Below are 21678 nucleotides of genomic sequence, written 5' to 3' on the forward strand. Positions count from 1 at the left end.
CCTCAGATGCCCAAGGTGTACGCGCAGGCGTCGGTCTCGTTGGACGGTTTCATCGCCGGCCCGAACGGAACCGGCTTCGACCGTCTGTTCGCCTGGTGCACCGCTGGAGACGTCGAAACCCCGACCAGCCAGCCCGACCGGCTGACGTACCGCACGAACGCAGCCACCGCCGCCTACCTCCGCGACCTGCTCGAAGGCACCGGCGCGCTCGTCGTCGGCCGCCGCCTCTTCGATGCCACCAATGGCTGGAACGGCTCACACCCACTCGGCAAACCCGTCTTCGTCGTCACCCACGAACCACCCACCGACTGGGTCGACACCGATACGCCGTACACCTTCGTCACCGACGGCGTCACCGCAGCCATCGCCCAGGCGCAGTCCGCCGCTGGCTCACTCGACGTCGGCGTCGGGCCCGGCACAACGGTCGTCCAGGCGCTCGACGCCGGGCTCCTCGACGAACTCCGCCTCGACCTCGTCCCCACTACCCTGGGCTCCGGCACCGCCATGCTCGAAGGCCTCACCAAGTCACACACCTTCGCCGACCCCCAAATCATCAACGGAACCGGCGTCACCCACCTCATCTACAAACTTCCCTGACCCCGGGTGTCGGATCGGGGTCGAGGAGGTCGTAGTAGTGGTGAGGCGCCGCCGAAGGCGCCCACCAAACAGGGAGAACAACATGACCGCCAGCTACACCTTCGACATCTTCTCGAGCCTGGACGGCTACTCGAACAGCAGGACGTTCGGTGGCTACTTCGGGAAGCAAGGTCCGGAGTTTCTCGAGCACCGCTTCAACCAGTTCGGTGAGGAGCAGCGGCTGGTCCTCGGAGCCAACACCTTTCGGGGGATGGCGGCGATGCTGGCCTCGAGCTCCGAAGGGTCCGAGGTCCGGGACCCATGGGTGACCCGAATGCGGAACCTGCCGACAACGGTGGTGTCGAACACCCTCGAAGGACCACTCGACTGGCCGGACGCCACTGTCCTGAACGGCGACCCCATCGAAGCCATCGCCCGTCTCAAGAAAGAGTCGGACGTACCGCTGCGCTCCCACGGCAGCCTGACCCTGAACCGCGCCCTCCTGGCCGCCGGCCTAGTCGACCGCGTCCAGGTCACGATCTTCCCCGTGATCACCGGCCAGAGCGGCCTGGGCCGCATCTTCGACAACACACCCGACCTCGACCTGCAACTGATCGAATCCCACACCCTCGACGACAACACCCAAGAACTCACCTACCGCCCCACCCTCCACCCCTAATCCCACCACCCCACCCCACCCGCCTCTGACCAACAGGCGCAAACCCCCAACGCCAGCAGACGCCAACCCCGAACGCCACCACAACCACCACCACGCCAGACAGCGAATCCGCCAACAGAACCACACACCAGACCGCCGGTCCGCCGGTCCCCCGACACAACCGCCACCACATCCACCGCCAAACGCGCCGAGCTCGCGAACATCACCACAACCCACCACACCAGACAGCGCGTCCCCCGACACAACCGACCACCGCACCCACCGCCACACACGAAGAGCGTCGCGAAGAGCACTACAACCCACCACCCACACCAGACAGCGGATCCGCCGACACGACCGACCACACCGGACAGCGGGTTCGCCGACACAGCCGCCCACCACACCCACTGCCGCACACGGCGGGCTCGCGAAGGTCGGCACATGTGACCACCGGACCGGCCGCGACGGTGACAGCCGATGGCCGGAGTCACCACCCTGGGCCGCGACGCCGGCAACCACCCGGGACATACTGGGCTGGCTGGCAGCCGCACCTCGGCAACTAGCGCGACGGTGAACCCGTCCTACCGCTGATCGGTCAACTCGACCTCAACGACGACCAGCACCCCGACCGGCTCCGGCGGCCCCGCTGCCCTGTGTCGGCGTTCTGCTTGCCGCTCTACTTGCCGCTCTACTTGCCGCTCTGCTTGCCGCTCTACTTGCCGCTGTGCTTGCCGTTCTGCTTGGCGAGATCGGGTGACCGGTTATCGATGGCGGCATTCAGCCGCATCATCCGCCCGCGGATCTGGCCAGCTCGTGACGACCCACAGGGCGTCACAGAGGCACGCGTCCGGCGCAGCCGGGTCTGCGCCGCATGTACCGCTTGACAGCCAGCGCTAGCCGCAGCCAGCCACGCATCCTGTTCGTTCAGCGCCGGGTGGGCTGGTGTTTGCTTTCAGCAACGTTCTTTGACCACGGTCAGGCGCATCGGGGCGGCTGCCGTGGCTCAGCTGGCTTCGGCGGTATCGCCCCATGGGTCGAACGGCCTGACTTCGGCGGTATCGCCCCATGGGTCAAACGGCCTGGCTTCGGCGGTATCGCCCCATGGGTCGAACGGCGTCCTGTCCGAGGCGCGACGCGCCGACTCCTCCCTACGTTCGGCCGGAGGGTCGTCGCCCCAGATCGCCAGGTACGTCGCGTCGCGTGAGCCACTGGCTGATGAGTCGCAGACCCGTGCCCCTCCGGCCCGCGGGTGACTGCCCCGCGACTCGCCGGGCGCTGAGTGATCGGCTCGCGAAGTCTCGGGCAACAGGCGATCGGCCACCGAGTCCCCGCCCGGCGACGAATCCGCCGACGAATCGTTCGGCTGTAGGTTGCCGGTCGGTGAGTGGTCGCCCCGTGAGCGATCAGCGCGCGTGCCCTCGGGCGCTAGATGATCAGCACGCGCATGGTTAGCCCATGAATGTTCGGCTGGTGAGTCTTCAGGCAACAGGCGATTAACCCGCGACGCGCCAGGCGGTGAATTGTCGGGCGTGGAGCGCTCCCCCGGCGGTTCGAGGACCCGGGAGGCGGCCTCCGGAAAGGCCGAGGACGTGGGTCGCTCACCCGACGGCTTGTATACCCGGGACGCGGCCTCTGGTAGACGCGAGGGCATGGGGTGTTCACCCGTTGGTTCGTGTGCCCGGGAGGCGTCGTCCGACGGCCCTGAGGGCGTGGGGTACTCACCTGGCGGGCCGGGTGCCCAGGGTGCGTCATCCGGTGGTTCGTGTGTCCAGGAGGCGTCGTCCGATGGACCTCCAGACGTCGGGTACTCACCCGGCCGCCCGGGTGCCCAGGGTGCGTCATCCGGCGGTTCGTGTGTCCAGGAGGCATCGTCCGATGGACCCGCAGGCGTGGCGTGATCACCCGGCGACTCGTTTACCCGGAAGGGGTCGTCCGGGAGGCCCGCAGGCGTGGGGTGATCACCCGGCGACTCGTTTACCCGGAAGGGGTCGTCCGGGAGGCCCGCAGGCGTGGGGTGATCACCCGGCGACTCGTTTGCCCGGAAGGGGTCGTCCGGGAGGCCCGCAGGCGTGGGGTGATCACCCGGTGGCTTGGGTGCTCCGGATGCGTGGGCCGGTGGTTTGTGTGGGTGGCGGGGTGGTGGGTCGGCCCAGGTGGGTCTGGTGACGTGGACTTGGCCGTTGGTGATGGTGATGGTCCAGTGGCCGTGGTGCAGGTCGGTGTGGTCGCGGCGGCAGACCAGGGCGAGGTTGTCGAGCTTGGTGTGGCCGCCGTCGATCCAGGAGATCAGATGATGTGCGTCGCACATGACCGGTGGCGCGTTGCAGATGACGCAGCCGCGGTCGCGGGTGTTGAGGGCGCGGCGGAGGGCTTTGGTGACGAGGCGTTCGCGGCGGCCGACGTCGAGGGGTTCGGAGTTGGAGCCGAGCACGATCGGGATGACGTTGGCGTCGCAGGCGAGGCGGCGGATGGTGGCGGCGGACAGCCCGTTGCTGTAGACGGTGTGCCCGATCGCATCGGCGGTGGCCGCCTTCAGGTCTTCCAGGTCGATCGTGACCGTGAGGTTCGCCTTCGCCCCGAACCCGGGCACCACGTCACCACCCACACCAGCCACCGCACCAGCACTCGCACCACCGCTCGGACCTGCTACGACACCAGCAGCGACACCGGCAGCGACACCAGGCTGTTGGCCGTCTCCTGCAGCAGCACCCGAGCCATCATCCGCGCGAACGTCCGCGCCACTCGGCGCGTCGACCGTCGTCTCCGCCGTCGAGGCTTGCGCCATGGAGCCTGTCTCTGTTGAACCAGTGTCTGTGGAGCCAGCGGACCCGGAACCAGCCTCGGTGGAATCGGTCGCGATGGAGTCAGCCGTCGGGGAGGCAGCCTGCGGGGAGCTGGCTGGTTTGTTGGTGGGGCGGGGCATGGTGGGTGAGGGGGTGCCGGCGTCCAGGGCGGTGGCGGCGAGGGTCAATGTGGTGGTGAGGGCGTCGGCTTGGCGTTTTTCGCGGGAGCGGGGGTCTCGCTCGCCGTCGAGGGTTTTGTGGGGGCGGGCGCCGGTGACGATCAGGGTGCGGAACAGTTCGGCGTTCTCGTTGGCAAGGTAGCCCTTGAACTTCACGCCGCGGTCGGCGGTCGTCAGGGTGAGGGATTCGCGGGCGGCCGCCTTGTGTTCTTCGGGTTCGGGGCCGTCGGTGTCGAGGATGTCGCGGGATTGTTCGGCGGCCTTGCGCAGGTCGGTCGGACACAGGTGCCGGGCGAGGCGGACGAGTTCTTGTTCGGCGAACTCCAGATCGGCCACCGGCACCGTCGTCGGCACCTTTTCCAGCGCGGTGACGATTGCTTCGGCTTGTGCCGGCCGCAACACCACCTCAGGAATCTCCCCGTCCCGGTCGTCTGCCACATCGGCCACATCGGGGAGGGCGGCGGTGACGGCCGGGTACTTGGGGAGTGCGCGGGCCAGGCGGACGTCGCGGTAGGCGCGGGAGTGGTCGAGGCGGTAGCGGAACTCCAGGTACTGCACCATGTCACGCGCACCGACCCGTTCGGCATACCCGGAGGAGTCCATCGCCGCGACCAGCCGCAACCGGCGCGTCTCAAGCCGCGCCAACTCGGCATCGGCCTCGTCGAGAGCACGCGCCAACTCCGCATCGCTCAGCAACTCGGCCGGCTTGTCCGTATCGAGAGCACACGCCAGTTCGGCGTCGCTCATCAACTCGGCCGGCTTGTCCATGTAGCAAAGCCTAGACACCGCCACCGACAATTTCCGAAGCCAGATCCCCTTGTTTCCAAGGGATTCTGTTATCCACAGATCTCCACCGGCCCTTGCGCGGAAGGCAGCTAGTGTGCAGTGAAGTCGGTGAGGATGTCGGCGACCGAGGCCTGGCCGTTGGGGAGGGTGTCAGGGAAACGGCCCATGTAGTAAGGGATTGCGATGATCACGAGGGAGAGCGCCCAGCCGCGGGCGCGGAGCCAGGTGGCATTGTCGACCTCGAGCGCTTCGCGGTAGGCCTTTCTGGACTCGCCTTCGAAGATCCACCACGCGGGCAGTACGTCGCCTGCAGGGTCGGCGGCGCGCGCCGTGGCGAAGTCGATCACTGCCGAAAGCTTGCTGTCAGCAACTAGCAAATTGCCCGACATCAGATCGCCGTGGATCCACCTCGGCGTACCGTCCCAGGTGTCGGCCGCCAGGGACTCCTCCCACGCTGCCAACACGCGCTCGGTGTCGAAGTGCTCACGCAGCTCGTCCAGCGCCACGCGGAACATTTCGTCCCGCGGTGCCAGCGGCGTACCGCGGCTGAACGGATCGTCGTCCGGGACCGGTGCGCCGGTCGTGTCGACTTCTCGCAGAGTCCGGACGAAACCGGCCAGATCGTGCGCGGCCTGCGTTCTGTCGACAGGCTCCGGTGCGAATGGTGCCCCAGGCAACCAACGGTATACGCCCCAGGTGAAGGGATAGACCTCTGACGGCTGACCGAGTTCGAGTGGTTCCGGAATCGGCAGCGAGACGTACGGCGCCAGGCGTGGCATCCAGGTCAGATCCATCTCGACCTGCCCCTGGTTCCGCGACGTCCTCGGCAAGCGAACCGACAGATCGTCGCCCACGCGGAAGGTCACGTTGTCGGTGCCCGACCGCTCGACCACCCGCACCGGCAGCCCTGCCCAGCGCGGGAACTGCTCCGCCAGCAGTCGCTCTACCACCGCGGAGTCGATTTCCACCTCGTCGTCATGCAGCTTCGGAACACCCGTCACGGCGCGACCCTCACACCCGGACGACGCACGGTCAACCGATTTCGAGCGGCGCGCGTGCGCGAGAATGATTCCATGACGAGTCCCCCGCTCCCCGAGGCGTGGCAGCGCGCCGAGGTTCCCCCGCTGCCGGCCATCGGACCTGAGGTCGTCGACGAGTTCGCCCGTACGATCTACGGCCGTACGCCGGAAGGTGGGCGACTGACCGAGCTGGTATTGCGTTCGCGGGAGAACGGCGTCCTCGACGGGGCAGCCGACCGCTTGCGTCACCACGCGGTGATCGCCTGCCCACTGGGCGACCTCGAACTCGACACCGTCACCCACCTCCCGGCCGGAGCGAGCGCCGAACACCCCGTACCGGTCGTCGTCGCCCTCAACTTCAAGAGCGACGAGGTGCCCTCCGCGAAGGTGATGAAGGCCGGGTACGCCGTACTAGCGGTCGACTACCAACAGATCGAGCCCGACGACCCGGCACCGCCCGCACCCGGCGTACGCGCGCTGTTCCCAACCCAAACGACCGAGTCGACCGAGACGACCGAGACAAGCGATACAACCGAGCCATGGGGAGCGGTCGCGGCCTGGGCGTGGGGACTGTCCCGCCTCCTCGACATCGCGGACGGAATCGAAGGCGTGGATCCCGCGGAGCCGGTCGTGCTCGGGCATTCCCGGCTGGGCAAGGCCGCGCTGTGGGCGGGGGCGCAGGACGAGCGGTTCGCGGTCACGGTCGCCAACGGGTCCGGTTGCTGCGGCGCGTCGTTGTTCCGGCATCCGGGTGGCGAGGACATCGCCGCGATCACCACGAAGTTCCCGCACTGGTTCGTCCCGTCGTTCTCGACGTACGCCGGTAACGAGAGCAGCCTGCCCGTGGATCAGCACCAGCTGCTCGCGAGCATCGCCTCGCGCCGCGTGTACGTCGCCAGCGCCGAGGACGACGCGTGGGCCGACCCGGTCGGCGAGTACCTGGCCGTGGTCGCCGCCCGGCCGGCCTTCGGCCCGAACGGCATCGGCTACCACGTCCGCCCCGGCACCCACGATCTCCTCGAAGAGGACTGGCTGCACGCCCTGGCCTTCGCGAAACGGTGACTCCCGTCAGTTCCCGAACAGCTCGTGGATGGCGGCTTCCTGGTCGTCGGTCAGGTCGGTGTGGATGAGCTTGGCCCGGAGTCCGGTCCTCCGGAAGGTTTCGCGGACCTTGTCCGCCACCTCGTCGCTGGACAGCAGGAACAGCGCCGACGTCCCCGGCGTGACCTGGGCGCGTACCTCCTTGATGAAGTCGTCGTCGATCCCGACGTCGATCAGGGAGCCCGCCACCGCTCCGGCCGCCGCGCCGATCGCAGCTCCCGCCCAGGGCATCAGGAAGATCGTTCCGAACAGCATCCCCCAGAACATCCCACCGACCGCTCCCGGACCGGTCATGTTCCGCACCTGCCGGGTCCGCGGCCGCCGCTTCTCCGGCTGCCACGACACCGAGGCCGCGTCATGGATCCGGATCAGCTTCTGCTTCGCCAGACTCTCCAACGTGCCGATCGCCTGGTTGGCCCCGTCCCAGGTCTCGAACTTCCACACCGTCAACGTCGCCATCGCACCGCTCTCCTCGCGCCCATCCGCCGACTCCCGCGTAGCGCGTGCCTGCTGGGGTACGCCGATCCGCACCCGAACCCCCGCCGCCAGTCCACCCCGCGTCCGCCGCACACCGACCCTGCCGTGCACGATTCCCGCCGCACCGCGCGCTCCAGTACCCACGTCACCCACCCCGATCGCAATCCCTGCCTCAACACTTCACTGGACGCTCCCTCTCACCCGTCAGTTGCCGACTTTCTCCCCAGATCACGAGTCCACCACCGCAAGCCATCCGGTGCCAGGTCTCACCCGCACCCGGCTGACGGATGTCATGGGTGGGTCGTGACGAGCGATCCAGGGGTGCGACGGCCCGCTTCAGCAGGCTCTAGGTATGACGACAACGACTGCGGTCAGCCTGCGGGGTGTGACCAAGAAGTATGCGGATGTGCAGGCCGTCGCCGGGGTGGATCTGACCATCCGGGCCGGTGAGGTGGTGGCGTTGCTGGGGCCGAACGGCGCCGGTAAGTCGACCACGATCGAGATGCTGCTCGGCCTGGTGAAGCCGGACCAGGGCACGGTGCAGGTGTACGGCGGTACGCCGACCGACGCGATCGCCCAGGGGCAGGTCGGCGTGATGCTGCAGAGCGGCGGGATCATCGAGGACGCCAAGGTCGGCGAACTCCTGAACCTGGTGGCCGGACTGCACAACGACCCGATGCCGGTCGAGGAGGCACTCGAGCGGGCCGGGATCGCCGACCTCACCAAGCGGACCATGAAGGGTCTGTCCGGCGGCCAGAAGCAGCGGGTGCGGTTCGCGATGGCGATCATCCCGCAGCCCGACCTGATCGTGCTGGACGAGCCGACGACCGGTATGGACGTCGAGTCCCGTCGCGACTTCTGGGCGTCGATGCACGCCGAGACCGCCCGCGGCCGCACGGTGCTGTTCGCGACCCACTATCTCGAAGAGGCGGATTCGTACGCCGACCGCGTGGTGCTGATGCGCAACGGCAAGGTCGTTGCCGACGGCACCGCCGCGCAGATCAAGGCGAGCGTCTCCGGCCGGACCATCCGCGCCACGATCCCCGGCGCCGATCTGGCCGCGCTCGCCTCGCTGCCCGGCGTACGCAACGTCGAGACGCGCGGCGATGTGGTCCTGCTGCAGTGCGCCGACTCCGACAGCACGCTTCGGCACCTGCTGGGCAACACCAAGGCCCACGACATCGAAGTCACCTCGGCCGACCTCGAGGACGCGGTCCTCGCGATCACCGACCAGAACAAGGCCGACCAGAACAAGGCACAGGAGACCCTGGCATGAACCGCGACTACCTGATCTTCGACATCCGCCGCACCCTGCGGAACCGGCGGGTGCTGATCTTCTCGATCCTGATGCCGCTGGTGCTGTTCCTGATCTTCGGCCTGACGATCCCGCAGGACGCCAACGAGGCCGGGATCTCCGCGATCGCGTACGTGATGGTCAGTATGGCGATGTTCGGCTCGATGTCCGCGGCGATGAGCAGCGGCGGCGTGATCGCGGCCGAACGCGACGGCGGCTGGAACCGGACGCTGCGGCTGACCCCGCTGAAGCCGCAGGCGTACGTCGTGAACAAGGTCATCCTGAGCCTGCTACTGGCGGTCCCGCCGCTGCTGGTCGTGTTCGTCACCGGCATGGTGTTCGGGCACGTGCACCTGAGCGCCACCCAGTGGCTGACGGTCGCGCTGGTGTCGTGGCTCGGCGCGCTGCCGTTCGCGGCGATCGGCCTGGTCATCGGGTACATCGCGAAGCCGGACAGCGTGCAGCCGATCACCGGCCTGAGCACGATGCTGATCGCGGCCTTCGGCGGCCTGTGGCTGCCGGTCGACCAGATGCCGTCGATCATGAAGCACATCGCCCAAGTCACGCCGGCGTACTGGACCGGCCAGACCTCGCGGAGTGCGCTGACGGCGAGCGGCGTGGACACCCACGCGCTGCTGGTGGTGATCGGCTGGACCGTCGTCCTCGGGCTCATCGGACTCCGCCGGTACCGCGCGGACACCGCCCGCGCCTGAACCACCCGTGACTGAGCAACCGGGCGATAGCGTGACCACCGTGAAGACTTCGCCGACCCTGATGGACGCGCTCGCCGAGCGCGGAGGCCGCCCAGGACCTGGGCGGTGGGGCTGGCTGGCCGCCGGGGTCTGGCTGTTCTACCTGAACCAGCCGTTCGAGGAGATCATCCACCGGGAGGGGACGACCCGGGTCCTCGGGCTGGTCACGCTCGCTCTCTTCGGACTGTCGTACCTCGGGTTCTTCGGGTGGATCCGCTGGGTCGGCATCGGCCCCCAGGGCATGCCGACCTGGCAGCGCCTGGCCTACCTCGGCGGGATGCTCGCGCTGAGCCTCCTGCTGCTGCCCTCGGCGGGTCAGCAGGCGCTGACCTGCCTGGTGTACATCTCCGCGGTCGCGATGATGGCGCTCGACCTGCGGATCGCGATCGGCGTCGTCGCGCTGCTGCTCGGCGGCGTCGAGTTGGCGATGCGGGTGGTGCCGGGCTGGACCGACAACGGCAGCTTCGGCTTCGCGATCTTCCTCGGCGCCTTGGCCGTGTTCGGCATGCGGCGGGCGATCCAGCGCAGTATCGAGCTGACCGCGGCGCGCAAGGACATGGCCGAGCTGGCCGTGCAGGAGGAGCGGAACCGGTTCGCCCGCGACCTGCACGACATCCTCGGCCACTCGCTCACCGTCATCACAGTGAAGGCGGAGCTGGCCGGCAAGCTGATCGAGGCGAACCCGGAGCGGGCGGCCGCCGAGGTCGCGGACGTCGAGAGCCTGGCGCGGGCCGCGCTGGCCGACGTACGGGCCGCTGTCGCCGGGTACCGCGAGCTGAGCCTGGCCGGTGAGCTCGTCTCCGCGCGGGCCGCGCTGCAGGCCGCGGAGATCAAGGCGGACCTGCCGACCACGGTCGACGAAGTACCGGAGGAGAACCGCGAACTGTTCGCCTGGGTGGTGCGGGAAGGCGTCACGAACGTCGTACGGCACTCCGGCGCGAAGCGCTGCACGATCCGGATCACGGCGGCGCAGATCGAAGTACTCGACGACGGCAAGGGGCCGACGCCGGGCGGACGCACGTCGGGCCACGGGCTGATCGGGCTCCGGGAACGGGCGGACCAGGCCGACGCGTATGTGCAGGTCGGCGAGGCACCCGGCGGCGGGTTCCGGCTGGCCGTGAAGGTCGGCCTGTGAGGATGGGGTTGTGACCATCCGACTGCTGATCGCCGACGACCAGGCGCTGGTGCGCGGTGCCCTCGCCGCCCTGCTCGACCTCGAGCCCGACCTGGAGGTCGTGTCCGAGGTCGGCCGCGGTGACGAGGTGATCGAGGCCGCGAGGAACGCCCGGCCGGACGTCGCGCTCCTCGACGTGGAGATGCCCGGGCTGGACGGCATCGAGGCGGCCGCCGCGCTGCGGACCGCCGTACCAGGGGTGCGGGTGCTGATGGTGACCACGTTCGGCCGGCCCGGGTACCTGCGGCGCGCGATGGAGGCCGGCGCGGCCGGGTTCGTCGTCAAGGACACGCCCGCGACTCAGCTGGCGGACGCCGTACGGCGGGTGCATCAGGGGCTCCGCGTGGTCGACCCGTCGCTCGCCGCCGAGACCCTGGTGGCCGGGACCAGCCCGCTGACGGGCCGCGAGTCCGACGTACTGCGGGCCGCCCGGGAGGGAGGCACCGTCGCCGACATCGCCAAGGAACTGCACCTGTCCGAAGGCACCGTACGCAACCACCTCTCCGCCGCCATCGGCAAGACCGGCGCCCGCACCCGAGCCGAAGCCGCCCGCATCGCCCTCGACAACGGCTGGTTGTAGCCGGTCTCTACCTCTAGGGTTGACCCCAGGGGAGGGATCTGTGATGTCGATCGAGGATTTCAGTGTGCGGGGTCGGTTGGCGGACACGGGTGAGGGGATTACGCCCGACGAGCTGCAACTGGCGGCGCGGAACCACGGGATGCCGCTGGAGGGGCTGCGGTACGACGTGACTCCGCCGGGACTGCACTACGTGCTGGTGCATTACGACATCCCCGCAACGAACGCGGGCGACTGGCTGCTGAGCGTGGACGGGTGCGTCGAGCAACCGTTGGCGTTCGGGCTGACCGAGTTGCGCGCGATGGGACGCCGTACGGTCCGCGTCACGTTGGAGTGCGCCGGCAACGGCCGGGCGACGCTGCAGCCGCGGCCGATCAGTCAGCCGTGGTTGTCGGAGGCGGTCGGTACGGCGGAGTGGACGGGCGTGCTGTTGTCCGATCTGCTCCGGCTGGCCGGGCTGCGCTCCGACGCCGTGGATGTGGTCTTCACCGGCGCCGACCACGGTGTGGAGCGCGGCGTCGAACAGGACTACCAGCGTGGGCTGTCGGTGGAGGAGGCGATCGACTCCGGCGCGCTCGTCGCGTGGGAGATGAACGGTGCGCCGCTGCCGCCGCAGCACGGGTATCCGTTGCGTCTCGTCGTACCCGGTTGGTACGGGATGGCGAGCGTGAAGTGGCTGCGGTCGATCGAGGTCATCGACCACACGTTCGACGGGTTCCAGAACGCGGTCGCGTACCGGATCCGCACGGACGCCGACGACCAAGGTGTCGCGGTCACCCGGATCGAGCCGCGGGCGCTGCTGATCCCACCCGGTTTCCCGGACTTCATGAGTCGCCACCGCTTCGTTGCCGCCGGCCCCGTTCCGTTGTTCGGCCGGGCCTGGTCCGGCTGGGCGCCGATCGAGCGGGTCGAGGTCAGCACCGACGCCGGCGTGAACTGGCACGAGGCCACGTTGGGTGCCCCTGGCAACGAAGACGAGCTGGCCTGGCGCGGTTTCGCCTACGACTGGGAGGCGACACCCGGCGAGCACGTCCTCACCGTCCGCGCCTACGACGCCAGCGGCCGCGAACAACCCATCGAGGCACCGTGGAACCGCGGCGGCTTCAGCAACAACACCGCCCAGCGCATCACGGTCCTCGTCACCTGATCCGGTCACCTGAAACCCGCGTGTCGTTCGCGTGTTCCGGCGTACCGCAGTCACATTCTGGAGACGTACACGGTTCTCACTTCCAGGAGTGATGCGGTGAACGCCAACCAGCTGCACGCGCGGGTCTTCCGAACAGCCGGCGAGTGGTACGCCGATGTCGACGACGAGCTCGATCCACAACCGGACAACCCGGTCTGGTGGGGCTCGTACCCCACCCAGCCGGCCGCTATCGAAGCCGCCTGCACCCACCTCGCGGAGCTCCAGCAAGCGTCCTAGAAAAAGAACAGGGCAACCACCGCGGCCCCGGCGAGCGCGCCGAGCACGAAGAGCGCGTAGACGTACCAGTGCACCGTCCAGTCGGCGTCGGCGGCGAGTACGTTCGACGGGTCGTCCGGGTCGATCTGCACATCGAGCCGATCGCCTACTGCGGGGAGCGGCTCGAGCTGGTCGGCGCCGTCGATCTCCACCGTCGACCCGTCGCCGGGATGGGTCACGGTGATCGTGACGTCGTGGTTCTTCGACCACTTGTCGACGTGGACCGACAGCACTACGGCCGACCGCACCGGAGCCGAGCGCGCGACCTGCTGCTCGTGGCGGGCATCCGCGATCCCGAGCGGGGCGATCGCGAAACAGCCCAGCACCAGCACACCGCCCACGATCGGCCGGACACCACCGCCTAGCCGGCCGAGCCAGCTGAACCGGCCGAGCCAGTCGGGCCGACCGCGGCCCGCTCGCCGATGCCTGCCGCCGTCCGCCGGGCTCTCGCTCTCGCCCTCGACCAGCCGCGCCTGGGCCGCCTCGCGTGCCTCGGCAAGATCGCGTTCGCGGGCACGTTCGCGGCGGCGCTGGGTGCGTTTGCTCGGCTGCTCGAGGCGGCTCCACCAGGCGAACTGTTCGACGAGGAAGCGGGCGGGGTAGCAGGCCCCGCCCGCGATCGCGGCGCACACGAGCGGGTTGTTGTAGAAGAAACTCGGGCGGGTCAGCCAGCCGAGGAAGTACAACCCGCCGCCGACCGTGCCGAAGAACAGCAGCAACAGGAGCAGCTGCCGGCCGTGGAGGTCGTCGTCGGGGTCGGTCACCGGAACATCATGTGCGATGGACGCAGCTCGGCGCCGCGCGGTTTCATTCCGGTTCGTTGTGCGAGTCGCCACCGACCCGGTACGGCGTCGTCACGCCCTCGTACATGAGGTGGGTCATCAGGCCTTCGGAGGCGTGGGGGAGGTTGTGGCAGTGGTCCATCCAGAGGCCGGGATTGTCGGCGACGAAGGCGATCTCGTAGGTCTCCTTGTTGCCGACCTCGAGGGTGTCGACCCACCACGGTGAACCGGTCGCCGCGATGCCGTTGCGAGACAGGACGACGGCGTGGTGGCCGTGCAGGTGCATGGGGTGGGCCTGCCCGCTGGTGTTGGAGATCTTCATCCGGACCACGTCCCCCTCGGCGACCATGTACATCGGCACGTCGGGGAACTTGTGGCCGTTGATCGTCCACCACAACCCCGGCATACCGTCCAGGAACCCCGGCCGCCGCCCGATCCGGTACTCGAAGTTCCGGTCCGCCTTCGCCGGGTCGAACCCGATCGGCGCCGGCGTCCCGTACTTCAGCAGATCGACACTGTCACCCGGCAGGTCACCGCCCGGTGGCTCGGCGCCCGCGGGCCCGATCCCGAGCGACAACGCCGACGTACCGGCCACCAGCCGCATCCCGCCCGCCGGGACCACCGCCTCGAGATCCACACGTCCACCAGCAGGCAGCGGATAGGCAGCCGTCACGGCCGTCGGCCCGTGGACGTCGCGACCGTCGACGGCAACCACCCTGTACGGCGTCCCGATCAGCCCGACCCGCAGGATCGCGTTGTCGGTGTTGATCACCCGCACGCGCGCCGTCGTACCGGCGGGCACGTCGGCCCGCCCGGTCCCGGTGCGCCCGTTGATCGTCCGTTTCCCGTCGTACGTGTGGATCGCGGCCACCACCTCGCCAGGTGAAGGAGACGCGATCACGATCGGGCCGAACAGACCGCCCTTGACCTCGTCGCTCGACACCTGATGCGAGTGGTACCAGTACGTCCCCGCCTCCGGCGCCTTGAACCGGTACACATGCTTCCCACCCACCGGTACGGCGTCCTGCGTCACCCCGGCGACCCCGTCCTCGGCATTCGGTACGTCGATCCCGTGCCAGTGCAACGTGGCGCCGTCCTTCACGGACTCGTTCACGAACGTGACCTGCACCAGATCGCCCACCCGCGCGCGGATCAACGGCCCGGGCGACGTCCCGTTCACCGTGTACCCGTCGATCGTCTCGCCCGACGCGAGCTGGAACTTCTGCTTCCGCGCCACGAGCGTCACGTCCACGTTCGGCGTACCCGTCTTGGGCCCCGCCAGGTCGTCGACGCTCATGCCCGGGTGATGGTGCTCGTGGTCCATCGACGGTCCGCCGCCGTGGTCGGCGTACCCCATCTCCGCCGGGTTGTACTCCCCCGGGACCAGGCTGGTCGCCCAGAGGTACCCGAGCGGTACGAGTACCGCCAGGGTCACCCCGAGAGCGACCAGCCGGCCCCATCGACGGTTCTTGACGTCAGCCACTGGTCACAGGCTGATTCGGTACGACGGCCCGTCGCGCACCCGCACTCGCCACACCGGCGATCGCGAGCCCGTTGATCCCGTGCAGCACGCCCAGCGCCGGAAGCCCGAAGGACACCACGGCGAGCAGGAACTGCACGACCACCAGACCGACTACGATCCCGGCCAGCACGCGGCCACGCGGTACGTCGGTCAGGAACGACACGATCAGGAACACCAGCGCGAGCAGCGCGATCACCGAACCGGCGATGCTGTGGTAGCTCTGCCCGAAGTTGCTGTAGTCGGCACCGATCGAGGTGCCGTCGTCGGCGTCCTTCGCGATCGTGAACCCGGCCAGCGCGATCGAGGCGACCTGCAGCACGACCGCGATCGCGATCAGCATCCCCACGACCCGGTACACGTTCCTCATGCCCGCCCCTCCATCCGGCGCTTCCGCACGAACAGGACCGCGGCCACGATCAGCAGGAGCGGCAGGACGGGCGGATGCCCACCGATCACCGTGCAGCCGATCGACAGCATCACCGCGGCCACACCCAGCAGGATGAGCAACGGGAACGGAATGCGGCCCAGCGGCCCGCGAGCCGCCCACTGAGGCCGCTGACCGCCGGCACCCGGCCCACTGGTCGCTCCACGCCAACCCGCGCCCGATGCCCCGCCCGGTCCCGCCGCTCCCGCTGCGTTCTCCGGTGCGGTCCACGGCGGCCGCCGCCAGCCCCACGGACCGGCCCAGCCCTCGTTGTCGTCACCGGTCGTGGCCTGGTGTGCTCCCGGCAGGTCCGCGAACAGACCCTCCAGGTCGGCGCCGGTCCTCGCCTTCAGCGCCCGCTCGACGCGCTCGGAGTGTTCGTCCGCGCTCAGCCGGCCGGCTTCGTAATGCTCGCCCAGACGCCTGACGGCGTCCTCACGCTCACTGTCGCCGATACGGATCGATCCGCCCGGCCTCTCGTCGTTCATGACACTCCTCGGTGCTCGTAGTTCTTCCAACGGCACCAAGACTGTCTTTCAAACCGCTTTCACCGCGTCGCCTCAGCGGCGACACCTCCCCTACCCCCGGAGGAGCACACTGCACCGCTGGACGCAGTACGACGTACTCCCCCGGGCGTAGACCAGCCCAGGGTGAACCCCTAAGCGTTGGCGGAGAGGATCTTGTTCACATCGTTGTTGGCCTTGCTCAGCGAAGCGGGATCGGCCTCGAAGGACATCACCGCGTCCATCGCCGGTGTCATCACCGCGGTCACGTCCGCGGCGTTCGGGTTGGCCGGGTACGGGAAGACGTCACCGGCCTCGACCGGCTCGAGGAACGGTGTCACGTCCCAACCGCTCTTCGCGAACGCCGCCTTCGCCGCCGGCATACTCGCCGCCACTGCCGGGAACACCACGCCCGCCTTGGCGACGATGTCCTGGGCGGTCTGCGACCCGAGGAACTTCACCCAGGCCCAGGACGCATCCCGCCGGGTGGTTCCGGCCCAGATGGTGTCCGCGAGCCCGTTCATCATCGACATCCGCTTCCCGATCGGTCCGATCGGCAACCGCGCGAGCTTCGTCTTCACCTGCTTCAGCGTCCCGTACGTCCCGAGCATCCAGGAGCCGTTCGGGGTGATCGCGTACTTCCCCGCACCGAAGGAGGTCGTCACGTCCACCCCGGACTTCGCCTGCGCGTACGTCGGCATGTACCCCTTGGTGATGAGCCCGCGCCACCACCCGATGGTCTCGGTGAACTTCGGGTCGCCGTAGAAGAACTTCGTCCCCCACGGTTCGCCCTCGGAGTACTTCCAGCCGTTGCTCGCGGCGTACCAACTCCAACTGGTCTGCCCGTCGCCACCGCCGGCGTCGGCGTACCCGAGCCCGTAGACCTTCACGTTGTTCTTGTCGAACCCGGGTTGGTCACCGCGACGCCCCTTGGAGTCGACCGTGAGCCGCCGGACGATCTGCTCGAACGTGCCGCCGTCCTGCGGGTTCCACGTCATCGAGTTGAGCTGCTCGGGACTGATCCCGGCCGCCTCGGTGAGCGCGCTGTTGTAGAAGTAGACCTCGGTGTCCCAGTCCTTCGGCAGGCCGTACCGCTTGCCGTCGGCCCCGATCCAGCGGTCCGCCAGACCCTTCTGGTAGATGCTCAGATCGACGTTGTCCCTGGCAACGTAGTCGTCGATCGGCAGCACCTGACCCTTGTCCGCGAACAGCGGGTACTTCGACGAGTGCCCGGTGAACACGTCCGGCGCGGTGTCCGAGATGAACCCGGTCACGAGCTTCGACCAGTAGTCGTTCCACCCGTACTGCTCGATCTTCACCGAGTACTGCGGGTTCTGTTCGTGGAACACCTTGGCGCACTCGGTGTACATCGGCAGCTGCGCGGAGTCCCACAGCCAGTAGATGATCTCGCCGTCGCCACGCGCCGCGGCGCCGTTGTTGCAGGCGGCAACAGCCGGTACGGCGAGCGCGGCCAGTCCTGTCTTCAGCAGGGTCCTTCGTGAGAGGTTCATCATTTGATCCCGGAGAAGCCGATGGAATTGGTGATCCGCTTGGCGAACGCGAGGAACAGGATGATCATCGGCAGCGCCGCGATCAGCGTGGCCGCCATCAGCCCGGCCCAGTCCGGACCGCCCTGCGGCGTCTGCGACCGGAACACGCCCAGCGCGACCGTCAGCACCCGCACGTTCTCCTGCTGACCGACGAGCAACGGCCAGAAGTAGTCGTTCCAGGAGTTGATGTAGGTCAGGATCGCCAGCGTCGTGATCGGCGCGGCGCTCATCGGGATGATCAGCCCGAAGAAGATCCGCCGGTGCCCGGCACCGTCGATCATCGCCGCCTCCTCGAGCTCCCGGTTGATGCTGAGGAAGAACTGCCGGAGGAAGAAGATCGCGAACGGCGTCATGAACGCACCCGGCAGGATGATGCCGGCGAAGCTGTTCAGCAGCCCGAGGTTCTTGATCAGCACGAAGTTCGGCAGCGTGGTGAAGATCGGCGGCACCATCAGCGCGGCCAGAAACAACGCGAACACCTTGTCCCGGCCGGGCCAGCGCAGCCGGGCGAACGCGTACGCCGCCATCGCGCTGAAGAACACCTGGCACACCGTCGTGATGGTTGCCACCACCAACGAGTTGCGCAGGTACAGCCAGAAGTTCACGGCCGCGCCGGAGCCGCCCTGTGCCTGCGCCTCCTCGATCGACGACAGTCCGAGCACCCGCTTGAACGCGCCGAGCGTGGTCTCCACGGGCAACAGCGAATCCGGGTGACCGGGCAGCTGCGTGTTGTCCGAGAACGCCGTACGCAGCATCCAGTAGAACGGGAACAGGGTGACGATCAACAAGATGAACAACAGGACCCAGGCGACCGTACGCCCGACACTCACCTGCCGCCTCATGCGAGATCACTCTCCTTCGCCCGCAGCAGCCGCAACTGGAGCAGCGACACGACCGCGAGGATCGCGAACAGCACCAGCGCCATCGCCGACGCGTACCCGAAGTCGAACCGGGTGAACGCCCGTTCGTAGATGTAGTAGTAGATGACCCGGGTCGCGTTGATCGGACCGCCCTGCGTGGTCACGGCGACCGTGTCGAAGATCTGGAACGACCCGATCATGGTGACCACCAGGACCATCACCAGAACGGGCCGCAGCAGCGGCAGCGTGATCCGCCAGAACGTCTTCCACTCGGTCGACCCGTCCACCTCGGCGGCCTCGTAGACGTACGCCGGGATGGTCTGCAGCCCCGCGAACACGAGCAGCGCGGTGTACCCCATGTGCCGCCAGACGTTGATCCCCGCGACCGTCGGGATCGCCCAGTGGGAGTCGCCGAAGAACGCCACCGGGTCGATTCCGACCCAGCCCAGGAACGTGTTCACGACGCCGACCTGCACGTCGAGCATCCAGTACCAGACCAGCGCGACGACGACGTTCGCGACCAGGTACGGCGCGAGAATGACGGCGCGGACCGTGATCGACTTCGTCAACCGGTACATCAGCATCGCGATCCCGACCGCCAGCACGGTCTGCACCCCGATGTTGATCACGACGTACTCGACCGTGACCCCGAGCGCGTTCCAGAAGAAGCTGTCCTGGATCATCCGCTCGTAGTTGGCCAGACCGTTGAACTTCGGCGCCGAGAGCAGGCTGTATTCGGTGAAGCTCAGGTACGCGCCGCGCAGTGTCGGCCAGATGTAGAACACGACGAACCCGAGGGTCGCCGGGGCCAGGAAGATCATCGCGACCTTCAGGTCCCCCAGGCGTCGCCGTTTCCCTGGTGGTGCTGCGGAGACCCCGTGACTTCGTTTCCTGGTAGGTGGTGCGTTGGTGGTGGCGGTCACGGGGATCTCCTTCTCTGTCCGGCGGTCGGACGGCCTTATCCGATCGCTGTCACGTCCAGCAAGATCGCGCTCTCGGGCCATTGAGCAGGCATGAGTACTCCGACCGAGGCGAGCGTGGCGCCGTTCAGTTCCACGCTTCCACCGTCGGCCAACCATGCCGTCGACCGCGACTCCGGCCCGGGTGTCGCGACCTTGCTGATCCGGTACGTCCGCTGCGGGTCCAGTCCGGGCAGCCGCACCCGGCCGACGGCCGAGGTCACCGACTGCGCGACCTGTACGACGCTGAACACGCCACGAGAACCGTCCTGGGCCACGACGCCGTGGACGAGCACGTCCTCCGGCCCGCGGTCGGCGCGGACAACCGTCCCGGTGTGCAACAGCGGTCGCAACTCCTTGTGCAGGGCGACCCAGCCTTTGAGTTCCTGGCGTTCCTCGGGGGTGGCCGACGCGATGTCCCACTCGATGCCGAAGTGGCCGAACAGCGCGGTGATCGCGCGGAACGACAGCGTCTGGGTGCGGCCGGTGGTGTGCGCCCGCGGCGGGCCGACGTGGCAGCCGATCAGCTCCGGCGGCAGCAGGAGCTGCGTGTAGCGCTGGATGGTCTGCCGCTCGAGCGCATCGTTGCTGTCACTGCCCCAGATCCGGTCGGTGCGCTCCAGGATGCCGAGGTCGACCCGCGCGCCGCCGGACGAGCAGGACTCGATCTCCAGCCCCGGGTGCCGGCGCTTCAGCTCGTCGATCAGCCGGTACACCGCCACGGTCTGCTCGTGAATGCCCGCCGTACCCGTGTGCTGGTTGCCGCCGTCAACGAAGTCGCGGTTGTGGTCCCACTTCAGGTACGCGATGTCGTACTCGCTGAGGATGCTGTCCAACCGCTCGAGGATGTAGTCGTACGCCTCCGGGACGCCCAGGTTCAGGCCCTGCTGGTGGCGTGCGGTCGGCGGCATCCGGTTGCCGGTCGCGAGGATCCAGTCCGGGTGCTCGCGTGCCAGGTCCGAGTCCGGGTTCACCATCTCGGGCTCGACCCACAGGCCGAACTGCAGGCCGAGGCCCTTCACGTGGTCCACCAGCGGGTGCAGGCCCTTCGGCCAGATTCCCTCGTCGACGTACCAGTCACCGAGGCCGGCGTGGTCGTCGCGGCGGCCGCGGAACCAGCCGTCGTCCAGGACGAACCGCTCGGCCCCGACCTCGGCGGCCGCGTTCGCAAGCGCCTTCAGCTTGTCCAGGTCGAGGTCGAAGTACACGGCCTCCCAGGTGTTCAGTACGACGGGACGCTCGGTCTTCGGGTGGTTGGGACGCGCGCGCAGGAAGTCGTGGAAGCGGTGCGAGACCTGGTCGAGGCCGACGCCGTACGAGCCGTAGATCCACGGCGTGCTGTAGGCGCCGGCGGGCTCGAGGCGACCTTCGCCCGGGAGGAGCAGTTCGCCGCCGCCGATCACGCCGTACCCACTCATGCCGCGCTCGGCATAGGTTCGGTGGTTGCCGCTCCAGGCGGTGTGCACGGCCCAGATCTCGCCGGCGCGGAAGCCGAAGCCGGGGGTGCCGGCGAGCAGCAACAGGGTCGCGTCGGCGCCGGTGCGGCCACGGCGGTTGTCGCGAATGTGGGCGCCCTGCGTGAACGCGTGCCGCTGCGGGTGCCGCTCGCCGATGTGCCGGCCCGTCATGTCGAGCAGCTCGGTCGCCTCGGTCGGCACCGGCAGCGCGAGGTACAGCCCGTCGACCGTGTACGGCGTCTCGCCGGTGTTGGTCAGGTCGGCCTTGCTCCGCACCAGACCCGAGTCCGTCAGCTCGACGGTGAGCCGGAGCTCGAGCCCGGCCTCGCTGTCCGAGGCGTCGATCTGCACGGTGGTGTCGGTCTGGGCGACGCTGTTCAGGGTGAAGCTCGCCGAGAAGTCCTGACCGTCGCGGTGGCCGTTCAGGCCGGGGAGGCCGAACCAGCCGGCCGAGTATTCGGGCACGATCGCGATCGGACGGTTCTCGTCCAGGCCACTGCCTTCCTGGACCGCGCCCGCGCCACGGCGCAGTTCCAGCAGAGCGTTCTCGGTCAGCTCACCGAGGTCCGCACCCCAGTGCAGGACGGACGGAAGGGCCGGACCGGAGCAGTCGAGCACCAGGCTGACGCCACCGGCGCGGAGCTGCAGAATCTCGATGTTCGACACTGTTGATTCACTCTGCTTTCTGATTGATTTCAGGACGGAACTATTTACCCCGTCAGGCCGGTTGTCAATGCTTCACGAAGTTAAGTAAATACCCTAGAGCGTTACAACGAGGGAAAG

At 68.3% G+C, this 21678-nt stretch carries 20 protein-coding genes; 9 read left to right on the top strand and 11 right to left on the bottom strand.

Translation table 11 applies throughout. From position 1 onward, the window contains the following. The first annotated feature begins 6 nt into the window (after window positions 1-6). Window positions 7-597 carry a dihydrofolate reductase family protein gene (locus EV137_RS12895; RefSeq protein WP_134128747.1) on the top strand — a complete coding sequence of 197 codons (591 nt, stop codon included), beginning with the start codon at window positions 7-9 and terminating at the stop codon, window positions 595-597. An 82-nt stretch (window positions 598-679) separates the two neighbouring features. Next, window positions 680-1255: a dihydrofolate reductase family protein gene (locus tag EV137_RS12900; RefSeq protein ID WP_134001398.1), complete on the top strand. Its 576-nt coding sequence runs from the start codon at window positions 680-682 to the stop codon at window positions 1253-1255. 982 nt (window positions 1256-2237) lie between these two features. On the opposite strand, the gene EV137_RS12905 is transcribed toward EV137_RS12900, so the two are convergent. Both EV137_RS12905 and EV137_RS12910 read right to left on the bottom strand, forming a co-directional pair. Next, window positions 2238-4964, bottom strand: coding sequence for an HNH endonuclease (locus tag EV137_RS12905; protein ID WP_134128749.1), 2727 nt, complete (start codon window positions 4962-4964; stop codon window positions 2238-2240). A 107-nt stretch (window positions 4965-5071) separates the two neighbouring features. Further along, window positions 5072-5983, bottom strand: a complete 912-nt coding sequence (locus tag EV137_RS12910; RefSeq protein WP_238175261.1) for an aminoglycoside phosphotransferase family protein — start codon at window positions 5981-5983, stop codon at window positions 5072-5074. Window positions 5984-6055: 72 nt separating this feature from the next. Here EV137_RS12910 and EV137_RS12915 point away from each other — a divergent pair, with 72 nt between their 5' ends. Continuing rightward, the gene (locus tag EV137_RS12915; RefSeq protein ID WP_166679733.1) at window positions 6056-7063 is read left to right on the top strand and encodes a glucuronyl esterase domain-containing protein; all 1008 of its coding nucleotides are present in this window, start codon (window positions 6056-6058) and stop codon (window positions 7061-7063) included. Between the two features lie 6 nt (window positions 7064-7069). On the opposite strand, the gene EV137_RS12920 is transcribed toward EV137_RS12915, so the two are convergent. Further along, window positions 7070-7723 carry a DUF1269 domain-containing protein gene (locus EV137_RS12920; RefSeq protein ID WP_238175262.1) on the bottom strand — a complete coding sequence of 218 codons (654 nt, stop codon included), beginning with the start codon at window positions 7721-7723 and terminating at the stop codon, window positions 7070-7072. Window positions 7724-7931: 208 nt separating this feature from the next. Here EV137_RS12920 and EV137_RS12925 point away from each other — a divergent pair, with 208 nt between their 5' ends. The 6 genes from EV137_RS12925 (at window position 7932) to EV137_RS12950 (ending at window position 12799) form a co-directional block, all read left to right on the top strand. After that, on the top strand, window positions 7932-8855 hold the full coding sequence (locus EV137_RS12925; protein ID WP_134001408.1) for an ABC transporter ATP-binding protein: 924 nt from the start codon (window positions 7932-7934) through the stop codon (window positions 8853-8855). Continuing rightward, on the top strand, window positions 8852-9586 hold the full coding sequence (locus tag EV137_RS12930; RefSeq protein WP_134001410.1) for an ABC transporter permease: 735 nt from the start codon (window positions 8852-8854) through the stop codon (window positions 9584-9586). Before EV137_RS12925 ends, EV137_RS12930 begins: the two co-directional genes overlap by 4 nt. 40 nt (window positions 9587-9626) lie before the next feature. After that, window positions 9627-10760, top strand: coding sequence for a sensor histidine kinase (locus tag EV137_RS12935; protein ID WP_134128755.1), 1134 nt, complete (start codon window positions 9627-9629; stop codon window positions 10758-10760). A gap of 10 nt (window positions 10761-10770) precedes the next feature. Continuing rightward, complete coding sequence (locus EV137_RS12940) at window positions 10771-11379, top strand: response regulator transcription factor (RefSeq protein WP_134128757.1); 609 nt, start codon at window positions 10771-10773, stop codon at window positions 11377-11379. Between the two features lie 43 nt (window positions 11380-11422). Beyond that, on the top strand, window positions 11423-12523 hold the full coding sequence (locus EV137_RS12945) for a sulfite oxidase (RefSeq protein WP_134001414.1): 1101 nt from the start codon (window positions 11423-11425) through the stop codon (window positions 12521-12523). A 96-nt stretch (window positions 12524-12619) separates the two neighbouring features. Then, complete coding sequence (locus EV137_RS12950; RefSeq protein ID WP_134001416.1) at window positions 12620-12799, top strand: hypothetical protein; 180 nt, start codon at window positions 12620-12622, stop codon at window positions 12797-12799. Here EV137_RS12950 and EV137_RS12955 read toward each other — a convergent pair. From EV137_RS12955 to EV137_RS12990, 8 genes are all read right to left on the bottom strand, one after another. Then, window positions 12796-13602, bottom strand: a complete 807-nt coding sequence (locus EV137_RS12955) for a hypothetical protein (protein WP_134128759.1) — start codon at window positions 13600-13602, stop codon at window positions 12796-12798. The two genes, EV137_RS12950 and EV137_RS12955, sit on opposite strands and share 4 nt — an antisense overlap. A gap of 43 nt (window positions 13603-13645) precedes the next feature. Next, complete coding sequence (locus EV137_RS12960) at window positions 13646-15103, bottom strand: multicopper oxidase family protein (RefSeq protein ID WP_238175263.1); 1458 nt, start codon at window positions 15101-15103, stop codon at window positions 13646-13648. Further along, on the bottom strand, window positions 15096-15509 hold the full coding sequence (locus tag EV137_RS12965; protein WP_134001419.1) for a hypothetical protein: 414 nt from the start codon (window positions 15507-15509) through the stop codon (window positions 15096-15098). The genes EV137_RS12960 and EV137_RS12965 overlap by 8 nt, the downstream gene beginning before the upstream one ends. Continuing rightward, on the bottom strand, window positions 15506-16054 hold the full coding sequence (locus EV137_RS12970) for a DUF1707 SHOCT-like domain-containing protein (RefSeq protein WP_134128761.1): 549 nt from the start codon (window positions 16052-16054) through the stop codon (window positions 15506-15508). Before EV137_RS12970 ends, EV137_RS12965 begins: the two co-directional genes overlap by 4 nt. A gap of 170 nt (window positions 16055-16224) precedes the next feature. Further along, entirely contained in the window at window positions 16225-17580 is a 1356-nt protein-coding gene (locus tag EV137_RS12975) for an ABC transporter substrate-binding protein (RefSeq protein ID WP_134128763.1), read from the bottom strand. Then, window positions 17580-18461, bottom strand: a complete 882-nt coding sequence (locus tag EV137_RS12980) for a carbohydrate ABC transporter permease (RefSeq protein ID WP_134001425.1) — start codon at window positions 18459-18461, stop codon at window positions 17580-17582. Before EV137_RS12980 ends, EV137_RS12975 begins: the two co-directional genes overlap by 1 nt. Next, complete coding sequence (locus EV137_RS12985; RefSeq protein ID WP_238175264.1) at window positions 18458-19402, bottom strand: carbohydrate ABC transporter permease; 945 nt, start codon at window positions 19400-19402, stop codon at window positions 18458-18460. Before EV137_RS12985 ends, EV137_RS12980 begins: the two co-directional genes overlap by 4 nt. Window positions 19403-19437: 35 nt before the next feature. Further along, complete coding sequence (locus tag EV137_RS12990; protein WP_134128765.1) at window positions 19438-21561, bottom strand: alpha-galactosidase; 2124 nt, start codon at window positions 21559-21561, stop codon at window positions 19438-19440. Between the last annotated feature and the right edge of the window lie 117 nt (window positions 21562-21678).

Origin of the sequence: Kribbella pratensis, from assembly GCF_004366075.1 — a bacterium.
Classification (GTDB): domain Bacteria; phylum Actinomycetota; class Actinomycetes; order Propionibacteriales; family Kribbellaceae; genus Kribbella; species Kribbella pratensis.

What these genes read in the sequence shown, in the direction of transcription:
- EV137_RS12895 (WP_134128747.1), top strand. Translation starts at nt 7, where the DNA reads ATGCCCAAGGTGTACGCGCAGGCGTCGGTCTCGTTGGACGGTTTCATC.
- EV137_RS12900 (WP_134001398.1), top strand. Translation starts at nt 680, where the DNA reads ATGACCGCCAGCTACACCTTCGACATCTTCTCGAGCCTGGACGGCTAC.
- EV137_RS12905 (WP_134128749.1), bottom strand. Translation starts at nt 4,964, where the DNA reads ATGGACAAGCCGGCCGAGTTGATGAGCGACGCCGAACTGGCGTGTGCT.
- EV137_RS12915 (WP_166679733.1), top strand. Translation starts at nt 6,056, where the DNA reads ATGACGAGTCCCCCGCTCCCCGAGGCGTGGCAGCGCGCCGAGGTTCCC.
- EV137_RS12925 (WP_134001408.1), top strand. Translation starts at nt 7,932, where the DNA reads ATGACGACAACGACTGCGGTCAGCCTGCGGGGTGTGACCAAGAAGTAT.
- EV137_RS12930 (WP_134001410.1), top strand. Translation starts at nt 8,852, where the DNA reads ATGAACCGCGACTACCTGATCTTCGACATCCGCCGCACCCTGCGGAAC.
- EV137_RS12945 (WP_134001414.1), top strand. Translation starts at nt 11,423, where the DNA reads ATGTCGATCGAGGATTTCAGTGTGCGGGGTCGGTTGGCGGACACGGGT.
- EV137_RS12965 (WP_134001419.1), bottom strand. Translation starts at nt 15,509, where the DNA reads ATGAGGAACGTGTACCGGGTCGTGGGGATGCTGATCGCGATCGCGGTC.
- EV137_RS12970 (WP_134128761.1), bottom strand. Translation starts at nt 16,054, where the DNA reads ATGAACGACGAGAGGCCGGGCGGATCGATCCGTATCGGCGACAGTGAG.
- EV137_RS12975 (WP_134128763.1), bottom strand. Translation starts at nt 17,580, where the DNA reads ATGAACCTCTCACGAAGGACCCTGCTGAAGACAGGACTGGCCGCGCTC.
- EV137_RS12980 (WP_134001425.1), bottom strand. Translation starts at nt 18,461, where the DNA reads ATGAGGCGGCAGGTGAGTGTCGGGCGTACGGTCGCCTGGGTCCTGTTG.